Annotated in this window: 22 protein-coding genes; 11 read left to right on the forward strand and 11 right to left on the reverse strand. The window is 69.6% G+C overall.

Translation table 11 applies throughout. From position 1 onward, the window contains the following. Positions 1-4 precede the first annotated feature (4 nt). From OU415_RS01885 to fabG, 3 genes are read left to right on the forward strand one after another with little or no spacing between them, the layout of a single operon-like run. Positions 5-382 (forward strand): Zn-ribbon domain-containing OB-fold protein, encoded by a 378-nt coding sequence (locus OU415_RS01885; RefSeq protein ID WP_270946730.1) that lies wholly within the window; start codon positions 5-7, stop codon positions 380-382. Beyond that, complete coding sequence (locus OU415_RS01890; protein WP_270946731.1) at positions 382-1,530, forward strand: thiolase; 1,149 nt, start codon at positions 382-384, stop codon at positions 1,528-1,530. Before OU415_RS01885 ends, OU415_RS01890 begins: the two co-directional genes overlap by 1 nt. 11 nt (positions 1,531-1,541) lie before the next feature. Beyond that, positions 1,542-2,270, forward strand: a complete 729-nt coding sequence (gene fabG, locus OU415_RS01895) for a 3-oxoacyl-ACP reductase FabG (RefSeq protein ID WP_270946732.1) — start codon at positions 1,542-1,544, stop codon at positions 2,268-2,270. 50 nt (positions 2,271-2,320) lie between these two features. Here the strand turns inward: fabG and OU415_RS01900 are convergent, their stop codons facing one another. Beyond that, positions 2,321-3,472 carry a CaiB/BaiF CoA transferase family protein gene (locus OU415_RS01900; protein ID WP_270946733.1) on the reverse strand — a complete coding sequence of 384 codons (1,152 nt, stop codon included), beginning with the start codon at positions 3,470-3,472 and terminating at the stop codon, positions 2,321-2,323. Between the two features lie 186 nt (positions 3,473-3,658). On the opposite strand from OU415_RS01900, the gene OU415_RS01905 reads away from it, so the two are divergent. The 4 genes from OU415_RS01905 to OU415_RS01920 all read left to right on the forward strand — a co-directional run bounded on the left by OU415_RS01905 (position 3,659) and on the right by OU415_RS01920 (position 8,240). Then, on the forward strand, positions 3,659-4,381 hold the full coding sequence (locus OU415_RS01905) for a GntR family transcriptional regulator (RefSeq protein WP_270946734.1): 723 nt from the start codon (positions 3,659-3,661) through the stop codon (positions 4,379-4,381). A 109-nt stretch (positions 4,382-4,490) separates the two neighbouring features. Next, complete coding sequence (solA, locus tag OU415_RS01910; RefSeq protein ID WP_270946735.1) at positions 4,491-5,627, forward strand: N-methyl-L-tryptophan oxidase; 1,137 nt, start codon at positions 4,491-4,493, stop codon at positions 5,625-5,627. Positions 5,628-5,643: 16 nt separating this feature from the next. Beyond that, complete coding sequence (locus OU415_RS01915; protein WP_270946736.1) at positions 5,644-7,083, forward strand: sodium:solute symporter family protein; 1,440 nt, start codon at positions 5,644-5,646, stop codon at positions 7,081-7,083. After that, on the forward strand, positions 7,080-8,240 hold the full coding sequence (locus tag OU415_RS01920; protein WP_270946737.1) for an NAD(P)/FAD-dependent oxidoreductase: 1,161 nt from the start codon (positions 7,080-7,082) through the stop codon (positions 8,238-8,240). Before OU415_RS01915 ends, OU415_RS01920 begins: the two co-directional genes overlap by 4 nt. Before the next feature lie 102 nt (positions 8,241-8,342). Here the strand turns inward: OU415_RS01920 and OU415_RS01925 are convergent, their stop codons facing one another. The 3 genes from OU415_RS01925 to OU415_RS01935 form a co-directional block, all read right to left on the reverse strand. Further along, positions 8,343-9,029 carry a dienelactone hydrolase family protein gene (locus tag OU415_RS01925; protein ID WP_270946738.1) on the reverse strand — a complete coding sequence of 229 codons (687 nt, stop codon included), beginning with the start codon at positions 9,027-9,029 and terminating at the stop codon, positions 8,343-8,345. Between the two features lie 145 nt (positions 9,030-9,174). Then, positions 9,175-10,254, reverse strand: coding sequence for a J domain-containing protein (locus OU415_RS01930; RefSeq protein ID WP_270946739.1), 1,080 nt, complete (start codon positions 10,252-10,254; stop codon positions 9,175-9,177). 57 nt (positions 10,255-10,311) lie between these two features. After that, positions 10,312-10,566, reverse strand: a complete 255-nt coding sequence (locus OU415_RS01935) for a biotin/lipoyl-containing protein (protein WP_270946740.1) — start codon at positions 10,564-10,566, stop codon at positions 10,312-10,314. Positions 10,567-11,136: 570 nt separating this feature from the next. Here OU415_RS01935 and efeU point away from each other — a divergent pair. From efeU to OU415_RS01955, 4 genes are all read left to right on the forward strand, one after another. Further along, positions 11,137-11,988: an iron uptake transporter permease EfeU gene (efeU, locus tag OU415_RS01940; RefSeq protein ID WP_270946741.1), complete on the forward strand. Its 852-nt coding sequence runs from the start codon at positions 11,137-11,139 to the stop codon at positions 11,986-11,988. Beyond that, positions 11,985-13,094: an iron uptake system protein EfeO gene (efeO, locus tag OU415_RS01945; RefSeq protein ID WP_270946742.1), complete on the forward strand. Its 1,110-nt coding sequence runs from the start codon at positions 11,985-11,987 to the stop codon at positions 13,092-13,094. Before efeU ends, efeO begins: the two co-directional genes overlap by 4 nt. Beyond that, entirely contained in the window at positions 13,091-14,320 is a 1,230-nt protein-coding gene (gene efeB / locus OU415_RS01950) for an iron uptake transporter deferrochelatase/peroxidase subunit (RefSeq protein ID WP_270946743.1), read from the forward strand. Before efeO ends, efeB begins: the two co-directional genes overlap by 4 nt. Positions 14,321-14,631: 311 nt before the next feature. Then, the gene (locus OU415_RS01955; protein WP_270946744.1) at positions 14,632-15,324 is read left to right on the forward strand and encodes a class I SAM-dependent methyltransferase; all 693 of its coding nucleotides are present in this window, start codon (positions 14,632-14,634) and stop codon (positions 15,322-15,324) included. A 40-nt stretch (positions 15,325-15,364) separates the two neighbouring features. On the opposite strand, the gene OU415_RS01960 is transcribed toward OU415_RS01955, so the two are convergent. The 7 genes from OU415_RS01960 to OU415_RS01990 form a co-directional block, all read right to left on the reverse strand. Continuing rightward, positions 15,365-16,711 (reverse strand): phenylacetate--CoA ligase family protein, encoded by a 1,347-nt coding sequence (locus OU415_RS01960; RefSeq protein ID WP_270946745.1) that lies wholly within the window; start codon positions 16,709-16,711, stop codon positions 15,365-15,367. A 48-nt stretch (positions 16,712-16,759) separates the two neighbouring features. Next, positions 16,760-17,593 (reverse strand): glycoside hydrolase family 18 protein, encoded by an 834-nt coding sequence (locus OU415_RS01965; protein WP_270946746.1) that lies wholly within the window; start codon positions 17,591-17,593, stop codon positions 16,760-16,762. A gap of 200 nt (positions 17,594-17,793) precedes the next feature. Continuing rightward, positions 17,794-19,164 carry a hypothetical protein gene (locus tag OU415_RS01970; protein WP_270946747.1) on the reverse strand — a complete coding sequence of 457 codons (1,371 nt, stop codon included), beginning with the start codon at positions 19,162-19,164 and terminating at the stop codon, positions 17,794-17,796. A 68-nt stretch (positions 19,165-19,232) separates the two neighbouring features. Next, a complete protein-coding gene (gene murJ / locus OU415_RS01975; RefSeq protein ID WP_270946748.1) occupies positions 19,233-20,834 on the reverse strand; it encodes a murein biosynthesis integral membrane protein MurJ in 1,602 nt (533 codons plus the stop codon). Beyond that, a complete protein-coding gene (locus tag OU415_RS01980) occupies positions 20,831-21,535 on the reverse strand; it encodes a GumC domain-containing protein (protein WP_270946749.1) in 705 nt (234 codons plus the stop codon). The genes murJ and OU415_RS01980 overlap by 4 nt, the downstream gene beginning before the upstream one ends. Before the next feature lie 163 nt (positions 21,536-21,698). Then, positions 21,699-22,499, reverse strand: a complete 801-nt coding sequence (locus tag OU415_RS01985) for a phosphatase PAP2 family protein (RefSeq protein WP_270946750.1) — start codon at positions 22,497-22,499, stop codon at positions 21,699-21,701. Continuing rightward, a complete protein-coding gene (locus OU415_RS01990; protein WP_270946751.1) occupies positions 22,496-23,767 on the reverse strand; it encodes a nucleotide sugar dehydrogenase in 1,272 nt (423 codons plus the stop codon). Before OU415_RS01990 ends, OU415_RS01985 begins: the two co-directional genes overlap by 4 nt. Between the last annotated feature and the right edge of the window lie 21 nt (positions 23,768-23,788).

Here is a 23,788-nt window from a genome sequence, read left to right on the forward strand (position 1 = left end):
AGGGATGAGTGAAGTGACGCCTCTCGTCGAGGCGCCGGAAAGCGTGTTCCGGGAAGGGCTGGCGGCCGGTGAGCTGCGGTTCCAGCGCTGCCGGGAGTGCTCCGCCGCGGTGTTCCAGCCCCGGGTGCTGTGCCCGGGGTGCGGGAGCGACGAGCTGGGCTGGGAGCGCAGCAGCGGACTCGGAACGGTCTACTCCACCACCGCGGTGCGGGGCCGGGACGGCGTGCACAACGTCGCGCTGATCGATCTGGACGAGGGTTTCCGGATGATGTCGCGGGTCGAGGGCGTCGACGCCGATCGGGTGGTCATCGGGTCCCGCGTCGAGTTCGCCGCTGTCGAGCAGGACGGGGAACCCGTCGCCGTGTTCCGGGAGGTGTCGTGATGAGCTTGCGCGGTAGGGCCGCTGTAGTCGGTGTGGCCGAATCCGATCTCGGGCAGGTAGCACCGGGGCTGACCCCGCTGGACCTGGCCGGGCAGGCGACGGTGCGCGCGCTCGCCGACGCCGGGCTGGACAAGTCCGATGTGGACGGACTGTTCACCGCCTCCTCCTACTACCCGATGTCGGGCATGGACACGGCCGAATACCTGGGCATCCGGCCGAAGTACGTCGACGGTTCGACCATCGGCGGCAGTTCCTTCGTCTCGCACGTGCTGCACGCGGCGGCAGCGATCAGTGCTGGAGCGATCGAGACGGCCCTGATCGTCTACGGCAGCACCCAGCGCTCCGACGGCGGGCGCCTGGTCTCGCCGTCCAAGCCGAACCCGTACGAGGCGCCCTACCGGGCCCGCCACCCGATCAGCATGTACGCGATGGCCACCGCGCGGCACATGCACCAGTACGGCACGACCCGCGAGCAGCTGGCCGACGTGGCCGTGGCCGCGCGCCAGTGGGCGCAGCTCAACCCGGTGGCGTTCGCGCGCGATCCGCTGACCCGCGAGGACGTGCTGGCGGCGCGGATGATCAGCGATCCGCTGACCAAGCTGGACTGCTGCCTGGTCACCGACGGCGGCGGCGCGGTGGTGCTGACCAGCGCGGATCGTGCCCGCGACCGGCCCGGCAAGCCGGTGTTCCTGCTCGGTGCGGGCGAAGCCGTCTCGCACCGCAGCATCTCGGCGATGCCGGACCTGACGGTCACCGCGGCGGCCGAGTCCGGCGAGCGGGCGTTCGCGATGGCCGGGCTCGGACCGCAGGACGTCGACGTGGTGGAGCTCTACGACGCCTTCACCATCAACCCGGTCCTGTTCCTGGAGGACCTCGGGTTCTGCGCGAAGGGCGAGGGCGGCTCGTTCGTCTCGGAGGGCCGCATCGCGCCGGGCGGCAAGCTGCCGGTGAACACCAACGGCGGCGGGCTCTCCTACTGCCACCCCGGCATGTACGGGATCTTCACCATCATCGAAGCGGTGCGCCAGCTGCGCGGCGAGTGCGGCGCACGCCAGGTCGAAGGCGCCGGCATCGCGCTGGCGCACGGCAACGGTGGCGTGCTGTCCAGCCAGGTCACCGCGATCTTCGGCACCGAAAGCGCGCTCTGAAGGAGGATTTGATGCTGCAGGACAAGGTCGCGGTGATCACCGGCGGTGGGAAGGGGATCGGGTTCGCCATCGCGGAGAACTTCATCGCTCACGGCGCGAAGGTGGTGCTCGCCGACATCGACGGCGCGCAGGCCCGCAAGGCCGCGGACGAACTCGACGGACCTGCGCTCGGCGTGGACTGCGACGTGACCGATCCGGACGCGGTGCAGGCGGCGGTCGAGGCCGCCACCGGCGAGTTCGGTTCGCTGGACGTGATGGTGAACAACGCGGGCATCACCCGGGACGCCACCATGCGCAAGATGAGCCTCGACGACTTCGAGGCCGTCCTGGACGTGCACGTCAAGGGCGCCTGGCTGGGCACCCGGGCCGCGGCGGCGGTGATGCGCGAGCAGGGCAGCGGAGCGATCGTCAACATCTCGTCGATCTCCGGCAAGGTCGGCATGATCGGCCAGACCAACTACAGCGCGGCCAAGGCCGGCATCGTCGGCCTGACCAAGGCCGCGGCCAAGGAGGTCGCGCACAAGGGCGTGCGGGTCAACGCGGTGCAGCCGGGTCTGATCCGCACGGACATGACCGCGGCGCTGCGCGAGGACGTCTGGAACGCCAAGCTGCAGGAGATCCCGATGCAGCGCGCGGGCGAACCGTCCGAAGTGGCCGACGTGGTGCTGTTCCTGGCCTCGGACCTGTCCTCCTACATGACCGGCTGCGTCCTGGAGATCACCGGCGGCCGCCACCTCTGACCCCACCGGGCGGGGCGCACCACCGCGCGCTCCGCCCGCTGGGGTCTTCCTCAGTCGCGGGGCGGTTCGGGGTGGCCGTCGAGCTCGGCGAGGATGGCCCGGGTGTGCTCGCCGACCTCCGGGATCGGATCCATCCGCGGCTCGCGCCCCGGCACCGTCACCGGGGGCAGCAGGGTGCGCAGCGGTCCGGCCGGGGAGTCGACCTCGCGCCAGCGGTCCCGGGCCTCCAGCTGCGGGTGGTCGGCGAACTCGGCGACGGTGCGCATCCGGGCGTTGGCGATGCCGACCCGCTCCAGCCGCTGCTCGATCTCCGCGCTGCTCATCGACGCGAACACCGCCTCGATGGCGACGCCCAGCTCGACGATGTTCGCCACCCGCTTCGGGTTGGCGTCGAACCGCGGATCACCGGCCAGCTCCGGCTGTTCCAGCACCTGCTCGCAGAACTTCACCCACTCCCGCTCGTTCTGCACGCCGAGGAACACCTTCCCGCCGTCGCCCGCGGCGAACGGCCCGTAGGGCGCGATGGCCGCGTGCCGCGCCCCGGCCCGCGCCGGAGCAGCGCCGCTGTAGGAGTAGTAGTACGGGAACCCCATCCACTCGCCCAGCGCGTCGAACAGCGACACTTCGAACGCCGTGCCCTGCCCGGTGCGCTCGCGCTCGTACAGCGCGGTGAGGATGCCGGTGTAGGCGTACATGCCGCCCGCGATGTCCGCGGTCGAGATGCCGGTCTTGGCCGGCTCGTCGGGACTGCCGGTGATGGACACGAGCCCGGTTTCGCACTGGATCAGCAGGTCGTAGGCCTTCTTGTCGCGGTACGGCCCGGAACTCCCGTACCCGGACAGGTCGCACACGATCAGCCGCGGGTTCTTCTCCCGCAGTTCGGCCGCGCCCAGGCCGAGTCGCGCGGCCGCGCCGGGCGCCAGGTTCTGCACGAACACGTCCGCGCGGTCCAGCAGCTTGTCCATGACCTCGCGATCGGCCTCGGCCTTGAGGTCCAGGACGATGCTCTCCTTGTTGCGGTTGAGCCACACGAAGTGGCTGGACAGCCCCTTCACCGAGGTGTCGTAGCCGCGGGCGAAGTCCCCGGTGGGGCGCTCCACCTTGATCACCCGCGCGCCGAGATCGGCCAGTTGCCGGGTGGCGAACGGGGCGGCGACCGCCTGCTCCAGGGACACCACGGTCACGCCTTCCAGCGGAAGCATCGACCCGCTCTCCTTCCCGCCGAGGATTTGTACGGCCAATCTCAGGTCAGCATTGCCCGCGCGCCAGCTGCGTGTCAATGCCAAAACACGCCGCGCAAGCAGCTATGGCCGTACATATATCCGGCGTTTTTGACAGGGCAAAACAACTATTGACCGGTCAAATTGCGGTGGGCTAGATTTCACCTCGTGGCAACCCCGGCTTACCTGCGCATCCGCACCGAACTGGAGCAGCGGATCCGCTCCGGCGCGCTGCCGCCCGGCACCCGGCTGCCCACCGAGGCCGAGCTGCAGCAGCAGCACTCGGTCAGCCGCGCTACCGCGCAACGGGTGCTGAGCGAGCTGGCGCAGGCCGGGCTGGTGGAACGCCACCGGCGGCGCGGCACGTTCGTCGCCGAAGGCGCGCGGCAGGAGAACCTGCTGCGCGTGGTGAACCCCGCGTTGCAGGGCCCGGAAATCCCGGGCCGGCACGCGGTGGAGTCGGCGGCGGTGATCCCGGCGCACGACGCCGACGTCGAACTGCCCGGCGTGCCCGACGACGCGCCGGTGAGCCAGCTGCGGCGGCTGAAGTTCGACGAGGACGACAACCCGATCGCCGTCGAGCTCTCCGCGGTCCCGTTCTCGCTGGCACCGCGGATGCTGGACGAGGACCTGGCCCACCTGACCGTGCACGACTACTTCGCCCGAAACGACATCCCCGCCGCGAAATCCCGCGTCTACATCGACCCCGTCCTGCTCGACGAGACCACCGCCGCCCGATTGCACCTGGCCGCGGGCGGAGCCGTGATCCGGCTGCGCCGGTTGACCTGGCTCACCGACGGCAAGCTCGCCGAAGCCATGTGGCACATCATCCGGCCGGACCTGGTCGAGTTCTTCATCGAGCAGACGGTTCTGTCCACACCGGACTCCTGACCTACATCCGTTGACCGGCCGGTTCAGCCCAGAGCCGGCCATCTGGAGCAACCCGTTTTCCGCGCAGTTCTGCCCGAAACTGCGCTGTCCCAGCACACCTGGAGCGGCCATGAGCCAACCTCGCGTCGCAGTGATCGGCACCGGCGTCATCGGTGCCATGACCACCTGGCAGCTCGCCGAGCGCGGAGCCGACGTGCTCGCGTTCGACACCTACTCCCCCGGCCACGACCGCGGCGCCTCCGCCGGGGAATCCCGCATCTTCCGCACCGCCTACAAGGAGGGGTCGAACTACGTCCCGCTCCTCCAGCGGGCCGGACGGCTCTGGCGCGAACTCGAGCGCACGACGAAGGCCGAACTGCTGACGATGTGCGGCGGCCTGACCATCGGCCCCGCCGACCACCCCGACGTCCAGGCGGTGCGGCGGTGCGCCGAGGAGCACGACCTCGACCACGAGGTCCTCGACGCCGAACTCGCCCGAAAACGCTTCCCCCAGCACCGGATCGACGACGACGAAGTGATGGTGCTCGACCCGAACGCGGGCGTGCTGCGCCCCGAACCCGCTGTGCAGGCGGCATTGCGCGCAGCTGCGGAGGCGGGCGCCGAGATCCTCCCCTACCGCCCCATCACCGAAGTGGCCGAGACCGCGCAGGGGTGGCGGATCACCAGCGAGGGCGAGGAATTCGACGTCGACCACGTCGTGTTCGCCCCCGGTCCGTGGGCACGCGGGCTCGAACCGCTGAGCGCGCTGCCGATCGAGATCAGGCAGATCACCGCCTGCTGGTTCGCCGCACACGATCCCGCCGCGCACCGGCCGGACCGGTTGCCGATCGCGATCCGCCGCCACCGGGAAGCCGGGTTCTCCTGCTTCCCGCTGCTGGACGGGGTTTCCATCAAGATCGTGCCGCACCACCTCGGCTGGCCCGTCCTCCAGGACCCGGACGACCTGCCGCGCAGCGCCGGCACCGAGCTCGCCCGTGCGGCTTCGGCCGCCGCGGAACGGCTGCTGCCCGGCGTGACCCCGCACCCGGTGCGCATCGGCACCTTCGTCGAGGGGTTCACCCCGGACGAGCACGCCCTGCTGGGTCCGCTGCCCGGCCACCGCAACGCCACCGTCATGACCGGCTTCTCGGGCCACGGCTTCAAGCTGGCCCCGGTCTTCGGCGAGATCGGTGCCGACCTCGCGCTGCGCGGGAGCACCGAGCACGACATCACCCAGCTGGCCCCCACCCGCTTCGCGCGCGCGTGACCACCGGAGGCGAACCATGCCCACAGGATCCACCGGACAGATAGCCGGGGTCATCATCGCCAGCCTGGTGGTGATCGGCCTCGGTGCCGCCATGTCCGTCTACTTCGGACGCAAGGCGAAGACCTCGCAGGACTGGCTCGGCGCCACCGAGTCGCTGCCGCTGTTCGTCGTCGTCATCACCCAGTTCGCCGCCGCCGCGGGCGGTGGCGTGCTCATCGCCCACGTCGGCATCGGCTACAAGTCGGGGTGGTCGGTTTTCGTCTACGAGGCCTGCGTGCTCGTCGGCTTCCTGCTGCTGATGCTCATCGCCCGGTGGTTGCGCCAGCAGCGGTTCACCACCGTGCCCGATGTCATCACCCGCCTGTTCGGGCAGAACCGGGCGGTCACCGCGATCGCCGCGCTGGCCGCGCTGGTGGTGCCCTTCGGCTGGCTGGCCACCCAGTTCGTCGCCTTCGCGCAGCTGTTCGGCCAGCTGACCGGGATCTCGATGCCCGTGCTCGTCGCGGTGATCATGCTCGGGTCGCTGGTGTTCGTGCTGCCCGGCGGGTTGACCTCGGTGGCGTGGGCCGACTTCGTGTTCGGCCTGTTCAAGATCGTGATGGCGATCGGCGTGGCGATCTACGGGATCCACCTGGCCGGCGGCTGGTCCCACATCACCGAAACCGTCCCGCAGCGGCTGTGGGCCCTCGAAGGGGTGACCGCCGTCGGCTGGCAGCAGATCTGGCTGTGGATCGCCGCGATCGTGCCGGGGACCCTGACGAACCAGCTCTACTACCAGCGCGTGTTCGCCACCAAGAAGATCTCCGACGCCCGCCTCGGCCTCGGGCTGTCCGGGATCACGATGCTCGTGAGCGGTGTCTACGCGGGCTGCATCGGACTGGCGGTGCGCTCGATGAACCCGAACCTGGCCGATGAGGAGGACGCCGCCGGTTGGCTGCTCACCCAGCTGCCGTCCTGGATGCTGGTGGTCTTCGGCGCGTTCCTGGTGTCGACGATCGTGGCCACCAGCGGCGCGGCGCTGCAGTCCGTGGTGGTCAACCTGATCCGCGACGTCTACCAGAACATCGCGGGCAAGCAGACCGGTGAGCGCAAGACCGTTGCGCTGTCCCGGCTGATCACCGTTGCGGTGTCGGTGCTCGCGGCAGTGCTGGCGGTCGTGTTCCCGAAGGCCCTCTCCTGGCTGGTGGCCACCTACGCCTACTCGGCCGCGGCACTGGCCGCACCGATCTTCCTCGGCTACCTGCTGCACAAGCACCGCCGGTTGAAGCCGGTCGCGGCGCTCGGCAGCATGATCGCGGGCATCATCGGCTGCGGCGTCGCGCAAGTGCTCGACACGACCGTGCCGTACGCGGTGTACGGCATCGGGGCGTCGGCCGCGGTGCTGCTGCTGTTGGCCGCGACGACTTCTGAGAAGCGCACTCCGACCCCCGCGAAGGAACTGGTGAGGGAAGCATGAAGGTCGCTGTTATCGGTCTCGGCGTGCTGGGGGCCAGCACTGCCCGCGCGCTGGCGCTGGCCGGTGCGGAGGTGACGGTCTTCGAGGCCGCCGCGCCGCTCGCCGGAACCACCGGCACGTCGTTCGCCTGGACGAACTCGCACAGCAAGGAACCGCGCTCGTACCACGACCTGAACACCGCGGGGATGGCCGAGCACGACGAGCTGGCGGCGGAATCCCGGGCGAACTGGTTGGTGCGCAGCGGAAACCTGGAGTGGGCGGAGGACCCGGCGGGCGCCGAGCGGCTGGCCGCGTCGGTCGCGGACCTCATCGGGCGCGACTACCCGGTCTCCTGGATCACCCCGCAACGGGCCCGGGAACTCGTGCCCGACCTGCGGGTGCCGAGCGGGGTCCAGGACATCGCGTTCTACCCGACCGAGGGGCACATCTTCCCGGCGCTGCTGGTGGCCCGGCTGTGGGGTGAGGCGCGGGATCGCGGAGCCGAACTACGCTGCCCGGCAACAGTTCTCGGTGTGTCTGAAGTGGACCGAGGGGTGCGGATCGAGCTGTCCGACGGCACCGCCGATTTCGACGCGGTGGTGCTCGCGACCGGTCGCTGGACCGAAACCCTGACCGCATCGGCCGGATACCGCGTCCCGATGGCCGACCCGGACGCGGCGGGCTCGGCGACGGTGGGCCTGCTCGGCTTCACCCGCCCGGTCGCGACCCGCCTAGACCGGGTGCTGACCACGCCGAACCTCAACGTCCGCCCGGACGGCGCAGGTCGCCTGATCCTGCAAGGCCTGGACCTCGACGCGGACGCGGATCCGGCCAACCCGCCGTCCCCCGACGGCGACCACGCCCGAACCCTGTGCAACCGCCTGAACGACCTCCTGGCAGGCACCGAAGGCGCGGGCCTGGAGTCCTTCCGGGTCGGCCAACGCGCCATGCCCGCCGACGGCCTCACGGTCGCCGGATTCTTGAGCGACAGCGCCAAGATCTACACCCTGGCGACCCACAGCGGCATCACCCTCGGCCCGCTGCTCGGTCGCCTGGCCGCCCGGGAACTGCTCACCGGCAACCAGGAGGACGCGCTCGCAGACTTCCGCCCCCAACGCCTGATCGGCCAGTCCGACCTGCCGCCGCTGAAACCGGCCCGCTTCGCCGGCCAGCAGTGATCCAGCCCCGCTCGGGTGGCGATCCCGGCTCACCACCCGAGCGGGACGAGGCTGGTCGACTTCTCGCGAAATGGACGACCACCTGGGAAAACCGGGGCACGATCAGGTGAGGTGGCGGCGGAGGAAGTCGAGGGTGCGGGGCCAGGCCGTCTGGGCGGATTCCTCGTGGTACGAGGCGGGGTTCTGGTCGTTGAAGAAGGCGTGGCCCGCCGGGTAGAAGTAGATCTGCGGGCGGACCTGCGACTGCTGCTGGATCTTGTCGCGGAGTTCGCCGACCGCGTCCTCGCTGATCGTGCGGTCGTACTCGCCGAAGTGGCACAGCATCGGGGCGGTGAGACCGGAGAAGTCGGTGTCGGCCACCGAAGGCATGCCGTAGAACGGCACCGCGGCGCCGACCCGATCGCCCTGCTGCGCAGCGAGCACGATCGCGAACTTGCCGCCCATGCAGAACCCGACAGCACCCACCGACGAACTGCTCACCTGCTCGTGCCCCAGCAGGAAGTCGACCGCACCCGCCAGGTCCCGGGCCGCTCGGTCGACCGGCAGCTGCTGCATCAGCCGCGCGGCCTCCTTGCCGTCGTGGGTGGTGTGCCCGCCGTAGAGGTCCGGGGCGAGTGCGACGAATCCCTCTGCCGCCAGCCGGTTCGCCACGTCCGCGACGTGGTCGGTCAGCCCCCACCACTCCTGGATCACCACCACGCCCGGCCCGGTTCCGGACGGTGTCGCCAGGTAGCCGTGCGCGGTGCGCCCGTTGCTGGGGAAGCTGACGTTCTGGTGGGGGTTCGTCACCTTGGCACTCCTCTGACCGGGACCGGTGGGCTGACCGGCACATGGTCGCGCCGGGCCAGGCTGATCGCACGCGCTCTGCCAGGGCGCCGAAGCCCCCGGCAAGATCAACACCGTATCGAGGTGCGCCCCGGCTGCCAACCGCCGATCAGTCGGCGATGACCTGATCGAGGACGGCGGTGAACGCTTCGCGGTCCACGGTGGCCGGATCCTCGGCCAGCCAGCGGCCGATCTCGCGGACGAACTGCGCCGGGGTCATCGGCGAGACCTGCTCGTCCTGCTCCACGGTGGTCACCTCACCGGAACGGCTCGGGTAGATCAGCACCGCGCCGCGCACCTCGACACCGGGCAGCAGTTCCTCGAACGCCTCGACGCCTTCGGTCAGCCGGGTCGCGCCACCGCGGAACGGGTGCCCGTTGCGCCACAACGTGCCTTCCTCGTCGGCCGTGTAGTGGCCGGGCAGCCAGGTCTTGGACTCCACCAGCACCAGCCGGCGCCCGCACAGCACCGCGTGGTCGACGTCTTCGAACACCGAGCCGGGCCAGGCCAGGCCGTGGAACACCCGCACCCCGGGCAATCGGGTCAGGTACTTGGCGCACAGATCGGCGGTCAGCTGCTGCGCGCGGTTGGCCGGATCAGCGGTGTCGTGCGACCCGAAGGTCCGGCGCCCGCCGAAGTCCGCGGCGAACAACCGGTCGGCGCGGTGCGCGCGGATGTGCTTGCGCAGCAGCACCACGATCACCGCCCCGGCCGCCACCAGCAGCGCGAGCCAACCGGCCAGCAGCGCGGCGGTCAGATCGACGGCCAGCCCCGCCATCAGCAGCAGCGACCAGCCGCCGACCAGCGCGAGCGTGGGCATCCGCTCCGGGCCGACCACCGGCAGGTAGCGGATGCGCGCGTCCGGGTCGACGCCGTCCCACCACGCGATGTCGTCCAGGCGCAGCCGGGGCAACCGCGGCACGTAGTTCGGATCGTCGCCGAAGTTCCGGCGGGGACGGCGGACCTTGGGCTCCGGGGCGCGCCGCTCTTGCGCACCGCCGTCGTAGCCCGCGCGGCGCACCGGATCGTTGAGGGTTTCGTAGGCCTCTTGCAGCAGGCGGAAGGTTCCCGCAGTGCCACCGACGTCGGGGTGCATGCTGCGGGCCAACGTCCGGTACGCGGACTTGATCTCGGTGGCGCTCGCATCCGGCTGCACGCCGAGAAGCTCGTAATAGTCGACCCCGCGCACGGCCCTCCCGCCTCCCACGACTGCGCGGCCATGATAGGGCTTGCGCCGGAGGCAAGATCAACCGCGGTGGGGTGTTTCGTCGACGAGCTCCGCAACGTCCTGCCCTCGGGTGACGTGGGCGCCGTCGGCGAGCAGGAACCGGCGCACCGTGCCCGGGTTGTCGACCTTGACCGGGTTGTAGGTCTTGACCGCCTCGATCACGGCGATGGTCTGGCCCGCGTCGACGTGGCCGCCCTCGCTCACGTACGGGTCGGATTCGGGAGCCGGTCGCCGGTAGAACACGCCCGGCTGCTGGGCCTTGACTGTGGACATGCTGGTAACCGTGCGCGCGGCGAGCGCCGACCGCCACTCGCGCGTGCGCACCCCGAACGCGAAAAAACCCGCTGACCTCCAGGTCAGCGGGCTCTTCCACGCGGATGGCCGGGACGGCGGGGCCGCCCCTCCCTTTTGACCACCCGGAACAGCCGGGCTCGGTCCTCGGTGGCGCCTCGAACCGGCTCGGCTAGCTGTGCGGTGCACCGCCGGATTCGCGGTCCGGAGCCGGGAGGGAGCTCCGGACGACTCGTCCGACACCGCCAAGTCCATCGACCGGCGGGATCGACCCACCGGTGCCGTGGATCACCCTAGCCGAAGTTCGGCGCCGTGGGGGCCCAACGTGACGGACGGCTCGCCGCACCTCAACCAGGACGGACCGGACATCGCCGGGTCGACACTTTTCGCACATTTCGCACTCAGGACGAATCGCCTGGTCAAAGCGGATGAAACGACCTTACGGGAGGAAAAATCGCGCCGCGGAGTCGCGGTGTTCACACTTGTTTGACACCAAGGTGAGCCTTACCTAGGTTTCCGGTCACCCGCAGTCGCACGAAGAGGGAAACGTGAATGCTACTCAGTAATGCCCTGATCGGCTTGCGGGAAGGCCTGGAAGCCGTCCTGGTGGTCAGCATCCTGGTCGCCTTCCTGGTCCGCACCGAACGCCGCCGGGCCCTGCCGCTGGTCTGGATCGGCGTCGCGGTCGCGGTGGCGCTGTCGGTCGGCCTCGGCGCGCTGCTGACCTACACCGCGGCGTCGTTGAGCTTCGAAGCCCAGGAGGCCTTCGGCGGCATCGCCTCGATCGTCGCCGTCGTGTTCGTCACCGGGATGATCTTCTGGATGCGCAAGGCCGGCCGCACCCTGGCCGCGCAGCTGCGCGGCCAGCTCGACGGGGCGCTGGAGCTCGGCCCGGCCGCGGTGATCACCGTGGCGTTCTTCTCGGTCGGCCGGGAAGGCATGGAGACGGCCGTGTTCTTCTTCTCCAGCGTGCAGTCGGCGGGCGGCGGCACGGTGCTGCCGCTGATCGGCTTCGTCGTCGGCATCGCGCTGGCGGTCCTGCTCGGGTTCCTGCTCTACGCCGGGGCCGTGCGGATCAACCTCTCGAAGTTCTTCACCGTCACCGGCGTGCTGCTGGTCTTCGTGGCCGCCGGAGTCCTCGCCTACGGCCTGCACGACCTGCAGGAGGCCGGACTGCTGCCGGGCCTGCACACCCTCGCCTTCGACGTGAGCGCCTACGTCTCGCCGACCTCGTGGTACGGCGCGCTGCTCAAGGGCATCTTCAACTTCTCGCCGCAGACCACGGTCGTCGAAGCCATCGCCTGGCTCGGCTACGTCGTGGTCGTGCTCCCGCTGTTCCTCCGCCCGCACCGCGGTACCGCTGCCGTCCAGCCCGCCGCCACCTCCTCGGAAGTGACCGAATGAGCAACCACACCCGCGTCCTGGTCCCCGCCGCGCTCTGCGCCACCCTGCTCGCCGGCTGCGGCTCGCAGCAGGGCTCCCCCGATGCCATCACCGTGCAGGCCACCGACGACGCGTGCACGCTCTCCGCGGCGTCCGCCCCGGCAGGCACCATCCACTTCCAGGTCACCAACGGCGGCAGCCAGGTCACCGAGTTCTACCTCTACGGCGAGGGCGACCGGATCATCAGCGAGGTCGAGAACATCGGCCCCGGGCTCACCCGCCAGCTCGTCGCCGAGGTCCCGCAGGGCGGCAAGTACACCGCCGCGTGCAAGCCGGGGATGCAGGGCGACGGCATCCGCTCCGACTTCACCGTGACCGGCGCGGCCGCCGCCCAGGACGGCGCGGCGGCGCAGGCCGTGACGGCCTACAAGGGCTACGTCGACGAGCAGGCCGGGGAGATCGAGAAGCTGACCGGGCAGTTCGTCGACGCGGTCAAGGCCGGTGACGTCGAGCGCGCCAAGCAGCTCTACGCCCAGGCCCGCGAACCGTGGGAGCGCATCGAGCCGGTCGCGGAGAGCTTCGGCGACCTGGACCCCAAGATCGACGGCCGCGAGGCCGACCTGGAGCCCGGCCAGGAGTTCACCGGGTTCCACCGGTTGGAGAAGGACCTGTGGGTCACCGGGCTGCAGCCCGACTCCGCCGCCATCGCCGACCGGCTGATGGCCGACGTCCGCGACCTGGTGGCGCAGTCCCGGACCGTGGAGCTGACCCCGACCGGCGTGGCGAACGGCGCCAAGGGCCTGCTCGACGAGGTCGCCACCGGCAAGGTCACCGGCGAGGAGGAGATCTTCTCGCACACCGACCTGTGGGACTTCCAGGCCAATGTGGACGGTGCGCAGCAGGTGATCACCTCGCTGCGACCGGTGCTGACCGGCAAGGACCCGAAGCTGCTGGCGACCCTGGACGAGAAGTTCGCCGCGGTGAACGGCCTGCTGGGCCGCTACCGGGACGGCGAGGGCTTCAAGCCCTACACCGACCTCAACCCCGACCAGGTCCGCGAGCTGGCGGCCGCCGTCGACGCGCTCAGCGAGCCGCTGAGCCAGACCGCGGGCGCGGTCGCGAAATGACCGGGGTGTCGCGCCGCCGGTTGTTCGGCATGACCGGCGGCGCGCTCGCGATCGCCGGCGCGGGCGCCGGAGCCGGCTACTTCACCGGGCGCCAGGGCGAGCCCGCGCAGGTCGAGCCGTTCCGCGGTGCGCACCAGGCGGGCATCACCACCCCCGCCCAGGACCGGATGCACTTCGTGGCCTTCGACGTGACCACCACCGACCGCGGCGAGCTGGTCGACCTGCTGCGCGAGTGGACGCAGGCGGCCGAGCGGATGACGGCCGGGCTGGAAGCGGTCGAGAACGGCGCGGTCGGCGGCGTGGCAGAAGCCCCACCGGGCGACACCGGGGAGGCGCTGGACCTGCCCGCCTCCTCGCTGACGCTCACGATCGGGTTCGGGCCGTCGCTGTTCGACGGGCGGTTCGGCCTGGCCGACCGCCGTCCGCCCGCGCTGGCCGACCTGCCGCACTTCCCCGGCGACAACCTCGACCCGGCGCGCAGCGGCGGCGACCTGTGCGTGCAGGCGTGCGCGAACGACCCGCAGGTGGCGGTGCACGCGGTGCGCAACCTGGCGCGCATCGGTTTCGGCCGGGTGGCGGTGCGCTGGTCGCAGCTCGGCTTCGGCCGGACCTCCACCACCTCGCGGTCGCAGACCACACCGCGCAACCTCTTCGGCTTCAAGGACGGCACCAACAACCTCAAGGCCGAGGACACCGCCGAGCTGGACCAGCACGTCTGGGTGCAGCCGGGTGATGGTCCACAGTGGATGGCGGGCGGGAGCTACCTGGTGGCCCGCCGGATCCGGATGCACATCGAGACCTGGGACCGCGCCCCGCTCACCGAGCAGGAGGCCATCGTCGGCCGCACCAAGGGCAGCGGCGCGCCGCACGGCGCGGCCGAGGAGTTCGCCCCGGTCGACCTGAAGGCGAAGGGCTCGGACGGCGAGCCGCTGATCGCCGACAACGCGCACATCCGCCTCGCCGCCCCCGAGCGGCACGGCGGGGCGCGCATGCTGCGCCGCGGCTACAACTTCACCGACGGTTCCGACGGCCTCGGCCGCCTGGACGCCGGGCTGTTCTTCGTGTGCTTCAACCGGGACCCGCGCACCCAGTTCATCCCGGTCCAGAACCTGCTGGCCAAGAAGGACGCGATGTCGGAGTACCTGGAGCACAACGGCTCTGCGATCTTCGCCTGCCCACCCGGGGTCCAACCCGGCGAGCACTGGGGCCAGAGCCTGTTCGCGTGAGCCCTCCTGGACGGCCCGCACTCCGCCGGAGTGCGGGCCGCCGCGTTCGGTTCGAGCACCTGCATCCGCAGCGGTGTTCGAAGGACACCTCACCCCCAGGCACTGGGAAAACGCGCTGGTAACCCACAAGAATGGCAGCTGGTGGCGTCGTCGCAGATCGGTCTGCCCGGCTGCCCACCGCGGCTTAAACTCCCGTCGAATGGCAATCGGCCACCTGTGCGCGAATCGGATGGCGAAGCGCTCTCGACGCATGGGACCGGCTCGTGTCGGAAACGCCGGCAGCGGCGTCGGTCACGGAGGTGGGAAGTCCCATGGCATTGACCTACTGGGAACGAGTCGCCGAATCCCGTTGGGGCCGCTACATCACCGCCGAGGAGGAGCGGGCGATCGTGCTCGCCGGTGATCAGGTCGGCGCCCCAGGACGCGCTCTGGACATCGGATGCGACGGAGGCCGCTGGGCCCGCGTGCTCGAGCGCAGAGGGTGGAAGGTCACCTGCACCGATGTGGACGACGACGCGATCCGCCTGTGCACCGAACAACTACCGCAGGTCCAATGCATCCGGGTGAACCCGAGCGATACGAGGCTCCCGCTGGCGGACGCGTCGGTCTCCCTCGCTCTGTGCATCGAAGTCATCGCGGTGGTCAGCAGCGAATGGTTCGCCGAGGAAGCTGCTCGGGTGCTCGCTCCAGGCGGGATGCTCGTTGTGACCGCGTGGAACCGCAGCTCACCACGAGGGCTCGCCGCCTGCGCCGTCTCCCGGCTGCGCGACCGCAAACCGCATCCGTTCTACGGCCATTCGTACCACGCATTGCGGCGCAAGCTGCGCGCCGCGGGCTTCGAAATCTGCTCCGAACAAGGCCTGTGCTGGTTCCCGTTCAGCCGCGCCAGCGATTCCCGCCTCATCCCAGTGGCCGCAAAGCTGGAGAAGGCCACCGGGCTCGACCGCCTGGCCCTGCTGAGCCCCTGGGTTCTCGTCACGGCGCGGAAGGGCAACCGAACCTGAGGGATCGGTCGACGCCCTCAGCGGCCGTGACGCTTCCAGGTCACGCGGCGTCGAAGGTCCGCACGACCACGCGGTGTTTACCGCCCCGGGTGCGTTCCATCGGCTCGTCGGTCATCAGGGCGACTTCGACTGCGCCGTCCACCAGCCGTCGAACTTTGCCGAGCAGCTTGGAGCGCTCGTCCGCGTCGAAACCCGGTTCCACCTCAAGGCGCACTTGGACGAGACCGGCCTCGGGCTGGACGAACTGGTAGCGACGCACGTGGCGGGCATCGCGGAAGCACCGGACGAGCGAGAGCATGGAAACGCGCCTGCCGTTCGGCAAGTGCAACGCATCTCCCTGCCGACCGGCCACCCGCTCCAGGAACGTGCCTCCCGTGCCGCAAGGACACGTCCCCGCTCCGAGCACAGCTCGGTCCCCGACGCGGTACCGCAAGAAGGGCAGCGTCCGGGCGTGCAGGTTCGTCACCACCACGTCACCCTCCTCGCCCGGTCGACACCGGCGTCCGGCGTCGTCGAGGATCTCGACGATCGACACGTTCTCGGCGATGTGCAGCCGACCGTGCGAGCATCCTTGCGACATGATGCCGCCGTCGTTGCACCCGTACTGGTCGTGCAGTGGCGCGTCGAAGGCCTGCTCGATGCGCTCGCGCCAGGTCGGGAACAACGGCTCGGCTGTCGTGACGATCGCCATCGGCGGCGGCACGCGCACACCCGCTTCCAGCACGGCGTCGGCCATCGCCGCGACAGTGCTCGCGTATCCGTACCAGAGCGCCCCTCGCGCGCGCCCCGCGGTGAGTGCGCGTTCCAGGCTCGTCTCCCGGTCGATGATCCATCCGGTCGCAGAGACCACGCGGCCCTCCAGATGAGCCCGCAAGCGAGACTTCACACCCTCGCTCTCGGACTGCAAGGAGGGCGGATTGCCCAGCAGTACCAGGCGGTCCCCGTAGCGGTAGCCGGTGCCTTCCCAGAAGTACAGGTTCGCCGCGTAGATGTGCGTCCAGGCGCGCTTGTCGAGCGGGTACTGGAACGGTTCGCCGGTACTACCACCGGTCTTCTTGGCGATGTGCGGAATGCCCCGCCAGCCGCTGCTCAAGAAGTCGTCCATGCGTTGCCGCATCATCGCCTTGTCGACCACGGGGAGCTCGGCGAGATCCACCTCGTCCACGCTGCGCCCGGCCAGCACGTCGCGGTAGAACGGCACCGCTGCCTGCGCGTGTCCCAAGACGGCGCGCAACCGGTCCCGCTGCCAAGCTCGCCGCTCGTGCTCGGACCATGCGAAGAACTCCGGCAACCATCGCGCCGTGCTCAGGTAGGGAGCCCGGAGAACGGGCTCCACAACACCGCGCGTAACGGCGGAGACCACGCGCGGGCGCAACGAGGACATCATCCGACCTCCCGGACTGTTCGATCAGCACATCTTTTGCGGCGGACAGGATCAGTTCTGCGGTTCTCGGGCCGGATCGACCAGAGCTCCGGAGTAGCGCGCCACGACCTTGGTGAAGTCCCAATCCCGCTGGGGGATCCCGCTCCCCGAGTCATCGCTCGGGTCACCGGGACGGTCGCGGTTGACCGCCCAGAAGGTGAACCGGCCGAGGCGGCGATCGGTGGCGTAGTCCAGGAAGTTGTGGAAGTCCTCCAACCACACGGTTTCCTCGACTCCCCCGTTCTTCGACGATATCCCGGCCTTGCGGTACGCCTCTTCGAGCGGTATCGCGAAGGTGCCGGCGATCTCCCTCGCGAGCCCTTCGGTGGCCGAGATCGTGTCGCGGGTCATGTCGGTGCCCCCGAACGCGAAAGGCATGATCGTGAAGACGTCGACGTCGGAGCCGATCTCGTGCGCTCGCCGGATGAGCCGCTTGCCGTCGTCGTTCGGACCCGAGCGATCCACCGGGAACACCACGATCGTCTTCAGGTCGCGGTTCCGCTGCTTGAGGATCTTCAGCGCGCCGAGTTCGCGATCTTGCGCCGCGGGCGATTCGAATTCACCCTTCTCGATGTCGATGTCGATCGCTTTGAGCTGGTAGGCGTCGATGACCTTCTGGTACGCGTTCGCCAGGGACTGCTCGTCCGGGCAGACCTCGCCCAGCTTCCGCCCCTCCTTGTCGCTGCCTCCCATGGAAACGACGACATCACCGCCCGCGTCGCGGATCCTCTTGATCTGAGCGGCATCGTCGCCGTCCAGCGGCCGTTCGCCGTCCCATGCGGGATCGCAGCCGTTGCCGGCGAGTATGAAAGCGAGGGTGAACGCCTTGACGCCGGTTTCCTTCATCACCGCAACCGGGTCAGGGGGGTCGCCCCACCCGAAGAAGAGATACGGCGACGAAGTCACCGTGGCCGGACCCCGGGAAACGTCGTTGCTGTGCGTTCCGCAAGAGATGCACGCCCAACCGATGGCGAGAGCGGCGAGACACGCGCCTATCTTCGGCATGATGTGAGATTCCCCTTCCGCTGCTGCAGGCGAATGCCGCGTCACCACGTGGATGGTCCGGCAATCGCGTTGGCCCGTTCGGCCGGCGTGGTGACCGGGGCGCGATCTCCTCCCAGACGTGCCGAGACGATCGCCAGCAGCACGAACACCAGATCGCCCACGCCGCGCATCACCAGGTGGATGTCGATGACGGAGAGGACCAGGATCGTCCACCAGAACGCTTCGAGCGCGGTCGCATACGCACCGACCACGTCGTTGCGCGACCGCAGCAGTGCGGTTCCGCGGAGCACCGCGACCGAGAGCCAGATGAACCCGAGCAGCAGCGGAATGCCGCCCACCCACAGGAAGTGCAGGTACCCGGATTCGAGGTAGATCTCCTCGCGCCAGGTCTCCGGTGCGCGCAGCACCGAGTTCGGCGAAATTCCCAAGACGAAGCCGAAATCGGTCAGATGCGGCAAGTAGAAGGTGACGAGGTTGTCCCACCGCCCGTACCAGCTCTGGGGAACGCCTCTCGTGCCGAACTCCGACAACCGGGTGAGGAACGCGGGCGCGCCGACCACCAGCGCGATGGCGGCAACCGGCGCGATCCGGAGCATCTTCCGGCGAATGCCCGGAAAGCGGCGCAGCACCACGACACCGACCACCACCAGGGAAATCCAGGTGGAGAACTGGCCGGTCGCGAGCACACCGGCGCCGAAGACGAGACCCAGCAGCGTCGCCTCCCGGCGTCCGACAATACCCCGCACGGCACAGGCGACCATCAACGTCAGTCCGATGACGAGGTAGTCGCCGGTCGCGATCGAGGAGCTCAACGTCGAGGTGCCGCGTTCGGCGAGCGCCGCGGAATCGGACGACCACATCGAGTCCAGCGCCGACACCACCGGCGGAAACTGCAACACCTGCAGCACCGCGATCAGCCCGGTCGCCGCCGCCGACCACACGATCAGCCGCATGCAGCGGACCAGCTGCTCCTCCGACAGGACGGTGCAGCGCACCAGCAGCAGCAAAGCGACCAGCTTGCACACCGGCGCCACCGCCATGATGTCGGAGGCTGCCGGTGGGACGCCTCGCAACAGCATCGATTCCAGCGGCCACACTGTGCTCAACAGAACGAAGGCGATGAGTGGAACATCCAGTGGCCGCAAGCGAATCCGCACCGAGGCGCCGCGGAGGAACCGCACGTACGCGCCCACAGCGGCACCCAGCAGCAACAGGGCGAGCAGTGCCTCGTTCGGCCGCACCAACGGGATCAGCGTGCCACGGCCGAGTCCCGCGACGAACGGCAACAGCAGAACGTAGGCATAAGTGGCGCAGATCGGCCGGTAGGCCGCGCCGGCGACCAAGCCGATGGCCCCGAGCACACCCAGTGCCGCCGGACCGGCGATCAGGCTGAGCAGTCCGGCGAACGTCATGCACATCAGCGCGGATATGGCCCAACGCGCGTGCGTTGAACGAACCGCCAGCAGTGGAGTCGCTGCAGTCATGAGGTACGTCCTGTCCACAGATTCATACTCGTTCGCAACACCAACGCGTAGATCGCCAGCGCCAGCAACCCGCACACCCCCAACATCGCGACCGTTCCGATCTGGTCAACCCCTTGGGAATCGAGGAACCACCGCCCGACGACCACGACCGGGGCCATCGCGACGGCCGCGGCCACCACGCCCACGATCTCCGTCCACTCCACCAACCGCTCGGAGCGGATCGCACGGCGCAACCTGGCCAGCACGAGGGTCACCCCGGCCAGCTCTCCGGCGAACAAGGCCACGCACAGGATCACCAGTCGAACCTCACCAGGCGGCGCGAACAGCGATCCGACGACCACCGCGAAGCTGACGCCGAGGGTCATCGCGGCACCACGCCGCGGCCCGACGATGTCCAGCCGCGCGTACAGCGCTTGGCGGCCGATCAGGTGCACACCCGCCACCAGCTGGGCCAACCCGACCACGACCAGGCACCCGGCGAGTTGGTCGATCAGGGCAGCGGAGCGGAGTTCGCCGTGGGCGAGCGCCGTGGCGATCGGGTGGGAGAGCATGCCCAGCAGGAGCAGCGGTGGCAGACCGGTGATCGCCGCGTAGCTGAGCGCCTTGCGCCACGCAGCCGCGAATCCGGTGCTGTCACCACGTTCCACCGCAGCGGACATCCCGGGAAGGATCACAGTGGACACTGCCCGCGAGCCCAACGCCAGCGCACTGCTGTACGCCAGGTAAGCGGTCTGCACCACGATGGCCCCGCCCGGCACCGTCGTTCCGGCCGCCACCAGGAGGAGCATGCCCGCGGTCGGCGTGATCGCGACGGTCACCGACTTGCCGATGCGCCGCGCGACGTCCACGGTCTCCGGATCCGCCCGCCACTGCATCCGCGGTCGCACCGGTAGCCCCACCCGGGCAGCACCGAACAGCTGCACACAAGCATGTGCGACAACCGCCAGCGTGCTGCCGATGCTCAAGGTCAGCAGGAGCCCGAGCGGAACGTCACCGACCTCCAGGCCCGTGCCCCACATCGCGCCGGCGAACAGCACCACACCGATCACGACGAGGTTCTCCACGACCGGCGCGACGGCGGCCAGCACGAACCGACCACGCGCTTGCTGGGCCGCAGTCCCGAAAGCGGCTGCGGTGTAGCACATCACCTGCGGCGCCATCAGCAGGATCATCACCACCGTGAGTTCCTGTGCCGTACCGCGAGCCACTGGATCGTCGATGCCGAAAGTGAGAACCCACGCCAGCAGCGGCGACGTGATCAAGAGCAGCCCGGTTATCGCGCCGGACGCGGTGACCAGGAATCCGCCGACGCGGCCGAGCAACTCGGTCGCGTGGGCCGGTCCGCGTTGCGCGGTGGCCCGGAGGACGGCCGGGACGATCATCGGCGCGAGCGCGTGGCCCGCGATCAGCAAGTACGCCTGCGTCGGCAGGAGGTTGGCGGTGACGAAGCTGTTCCCGAAGTAGGTGGGGCCCAGCACCGCGCCGATGACCACGATTCGGACCAGCCCGGTCAGCCGGCTGATCAGCGTTCCTCCCGCTACCAGGGCGGAATGCCGAGCCGTCCCGGTGGCGTAGTCGGACTGCCGGCTGCTGGTCATGGGACGTACCTCACCGCCCGGGTCCAGCGACGCGCCGCCACCGCGACGACCCCGGCCGCTACCAGGAGTCCGGCCAGCGCCCCGGTCAAGGTGGTGAGCCACGGCTGCGGGCTGACCTGCTGGTCGACCGGGTACGGCTGCGTCAGGAGTTGCGGACCGCCGCCCTGCTCGGCGTTGAGCTTGTCGATCTGGCTCAACAACTGCTGCTCGCGGTCGGCGAGACCCGTGGCGCTGGGAGACTGCCCGGCCCTCGCCGCGGTCAGGTCCTGCTGCACGGAAGCCAGCTGTTCACGCAGGTACTGGTCCGCATTGGACGTGCTGTTCCGCTGCGCTTCCCGCAGGTAGCCGTCGACGACGGCCTTCGAACGCCGGATCGCTGCCTCGGGGGAGTCCGCTCGCGCCTCGACCTGGATGACCTCGCTCTCCGAGAGCACCACGCTGGAAACCTGCTTCTCCAGGTCCTCGACCCGGATGTGCTCGCTCGCGGCCACCGGCCCCAGCACCCGCCTGCTGTGCAACATCACCAGCTGGGTCGTCAAACCGCGGTCCTGGCGCAGGAATTCGGAGGGTTTCTCCGAACTGACCTCGTAGAGGATCTCCGCGCGAGCCGCGTACTGCGCGGGTAGTACGAACGCGCTCGCCAGGCCGATCCCGGTGCCCAGCAGCACGATCACGGCGGCGACCACAGCCAGCCTGGTCACCAATCGCCGGGGAAGGGACACCCGTGCGTTGTCGGAGGGTCCGTGCTCAGCCTTTCCGCTAGGAGCCGCGGACGGAGATCCAAGGCTCAAATGCCCGTTCTTCATTGCGGAATCGCGCAGGTCGGTCATGGTCATGCACCTTTCAGTACGTCGCTGGCCTGGGTCACTTCGTCGCTCCTCGATGTTTCGCAGTGCAAGTCGGTGTCGAGTTCCTCGATGTCGTCCGGCGAGCGAAGCGCAGCGGAACCCGCCACCTGTTCCCGTCGAGGTGGTCCAGCGCCAGAGCCACCGCGACCACGACTGCGAAGCCCAGACAACCTCCCGCCACGATGTCCGTGGCGTAGTGCAGGTTCAGCGAGGTCATGGACGTGGCCATGGCGGTGGTCACGCAGCCGAGGCCGAAGAAGGCCAGTCCGCTGAGCACCGTGACGGTGATGCTCGTGCGGTGGAACCAGATCACGCCCGCGGTCGTCAGGAGGGCGACCAGGGCGGTGGTGTGTCCGCTGGGCAAGGCCCAGTAGTCGTTGATCGTGCGGCCGATCAGTGGCTTCAGCAGCTGGCTGAGGACGATGGCCGCAGGCGGGCCGATCGCCGGGAGCAGCAGTTGCTTCCAGCGACCGCTGAGATATCCGATACCGCAGATGAGGGCGGTCGCCGCCAGCGCGGGTCGGTGGTTCCCGAGTTCGCCGATCTCGTGCAGTGCTCCGATGTGCTGATCGGCGATGTGCGCTCGCAACCAGCGCCGAGCGGCGAGGTCGAGAGCACTCGGCTCGGTGTGCCCGGCGTAGCGCACGCTGAGCGCGACCAGGACCAGCAGGCAGGCACCCGCGACCAGCGCCAAGGGCCACCTGAGCGGCGGTGCGATCAGCACCGATCGCCGCACCACCGGCCCGGCTGCGTTCGGCGATGGCCCGGCCCGCTCTTCCTCGCCGACGTCCGCGCGAGGAACCCGGTCGGCTTTCACAGCCGCTCCACCTCAGCGGCGCGGAGCCGGTTGCGCGTGTCGAAGACCCGATCGGCGTGGCGCTCCAGCAGCACCCAGTCGAACGCGTCGTGGTCGGTCAGGACGATCACCAGGTCCGCGCGCTCGATCTGCTCCGGGCCCCACGGCACGATCGCCACCTCCACCGGAACCTCCGCCTCGTCGATCAGCGGATCGACCGCGCGCAACTCGGCACCGAGCGCGTGCAGGCGCTTGGCCACGCCCATCGCCGGGGACAGCCGCGCGTCGCTCGAATTGGCCTTGTACGAGAGGCCCAGGAGCAGGATCCGGCTCCCGTTGACCGCCATGTGCCGCCGGTTGAGGTGCTCCACGGCGCGGGCCACGACGTAGTCCGGCATGTGCTCGTTGACGTCGTTGGCGATTTCGACGAACCGGAAGGCCTTCCCCAGCGAACGGCGGACCTGCCAGGACAGGTACGACGGGTCGATCGGCAGGCAGTGGCCACCGACGCCGGGCCCCGGGGAGAACCGCATGAACCCGAACGGCTTGCTGGCCGCCGCGTCGATCACCGACCACACGTCCACGCCCAATCCGTGGCAGTACATGGCCAGTTCGTTGACCAGCGCGATGTTGACGTGCCGGAAGGTGTTCTCCAGCAACTTGGTCAGCTCGGCCTCGCGGGTGCCCCGCACCGCAACGGTGCGGTCGACGAGCTCGTCGTAGAACTCCTGAACCGCGCGCAGCGATCGACCGTCCACACCGGACACGATCTTGGGTGTGTTGTGGAACTGCCAGGCCGGGTTGCCCGGGTCGATCCGCTCCGGGCTGTAGCCGACGGCGAAGTCCACACCCGCGCGCAGCCCTGAACCGGCCTCCAGGATGGGCAGGAAGACCTCGTCGGTCGTGCCCGGGTACGTGGTGGATTCCAGGATCACGCAGCAGCCCGGCGTGACGTGGCCGGCGAGCGTCCGCGCGGCCTGCTCGATGCAGTCCAGATCGGGAGCGCCTTCGCGCAGCGGTGTCGGCACGCAGACCACGGCCGTGTCGAACCCCTCCATCGCGCTGTGGTCGCTGGTGGGCAGGTACCTGCCCGTCGCCAGTGCCGCGGTGAGCTCGGCATCCCCGATGTCGTCGATGAACGTGCTCCCCCGGCCGAGCAGGTCGACGCGGTTCTTGTCGGTGTCGAAACCGACCACGTCGAAACCGACTTCGACGGCGCGCATCGCGAGGGGCAGTCCCACGTAGCCCTGCCCGATGACGACCACGCGGTGGCCTGTGCTGGTAATCATTTTCCCCCTCCTCGCACGAGC

Origin of the sequence: Saccharopolyspora oryzae (genome assembly GCF_027853915.1) — a bacterium.
GTDB lineage: Bacteria > Actinomycetota > Actinomycetes > Mycobacteriales > Pseudonocardiaceae > Saccharopolyspora > Saccharopolyspora oryzae.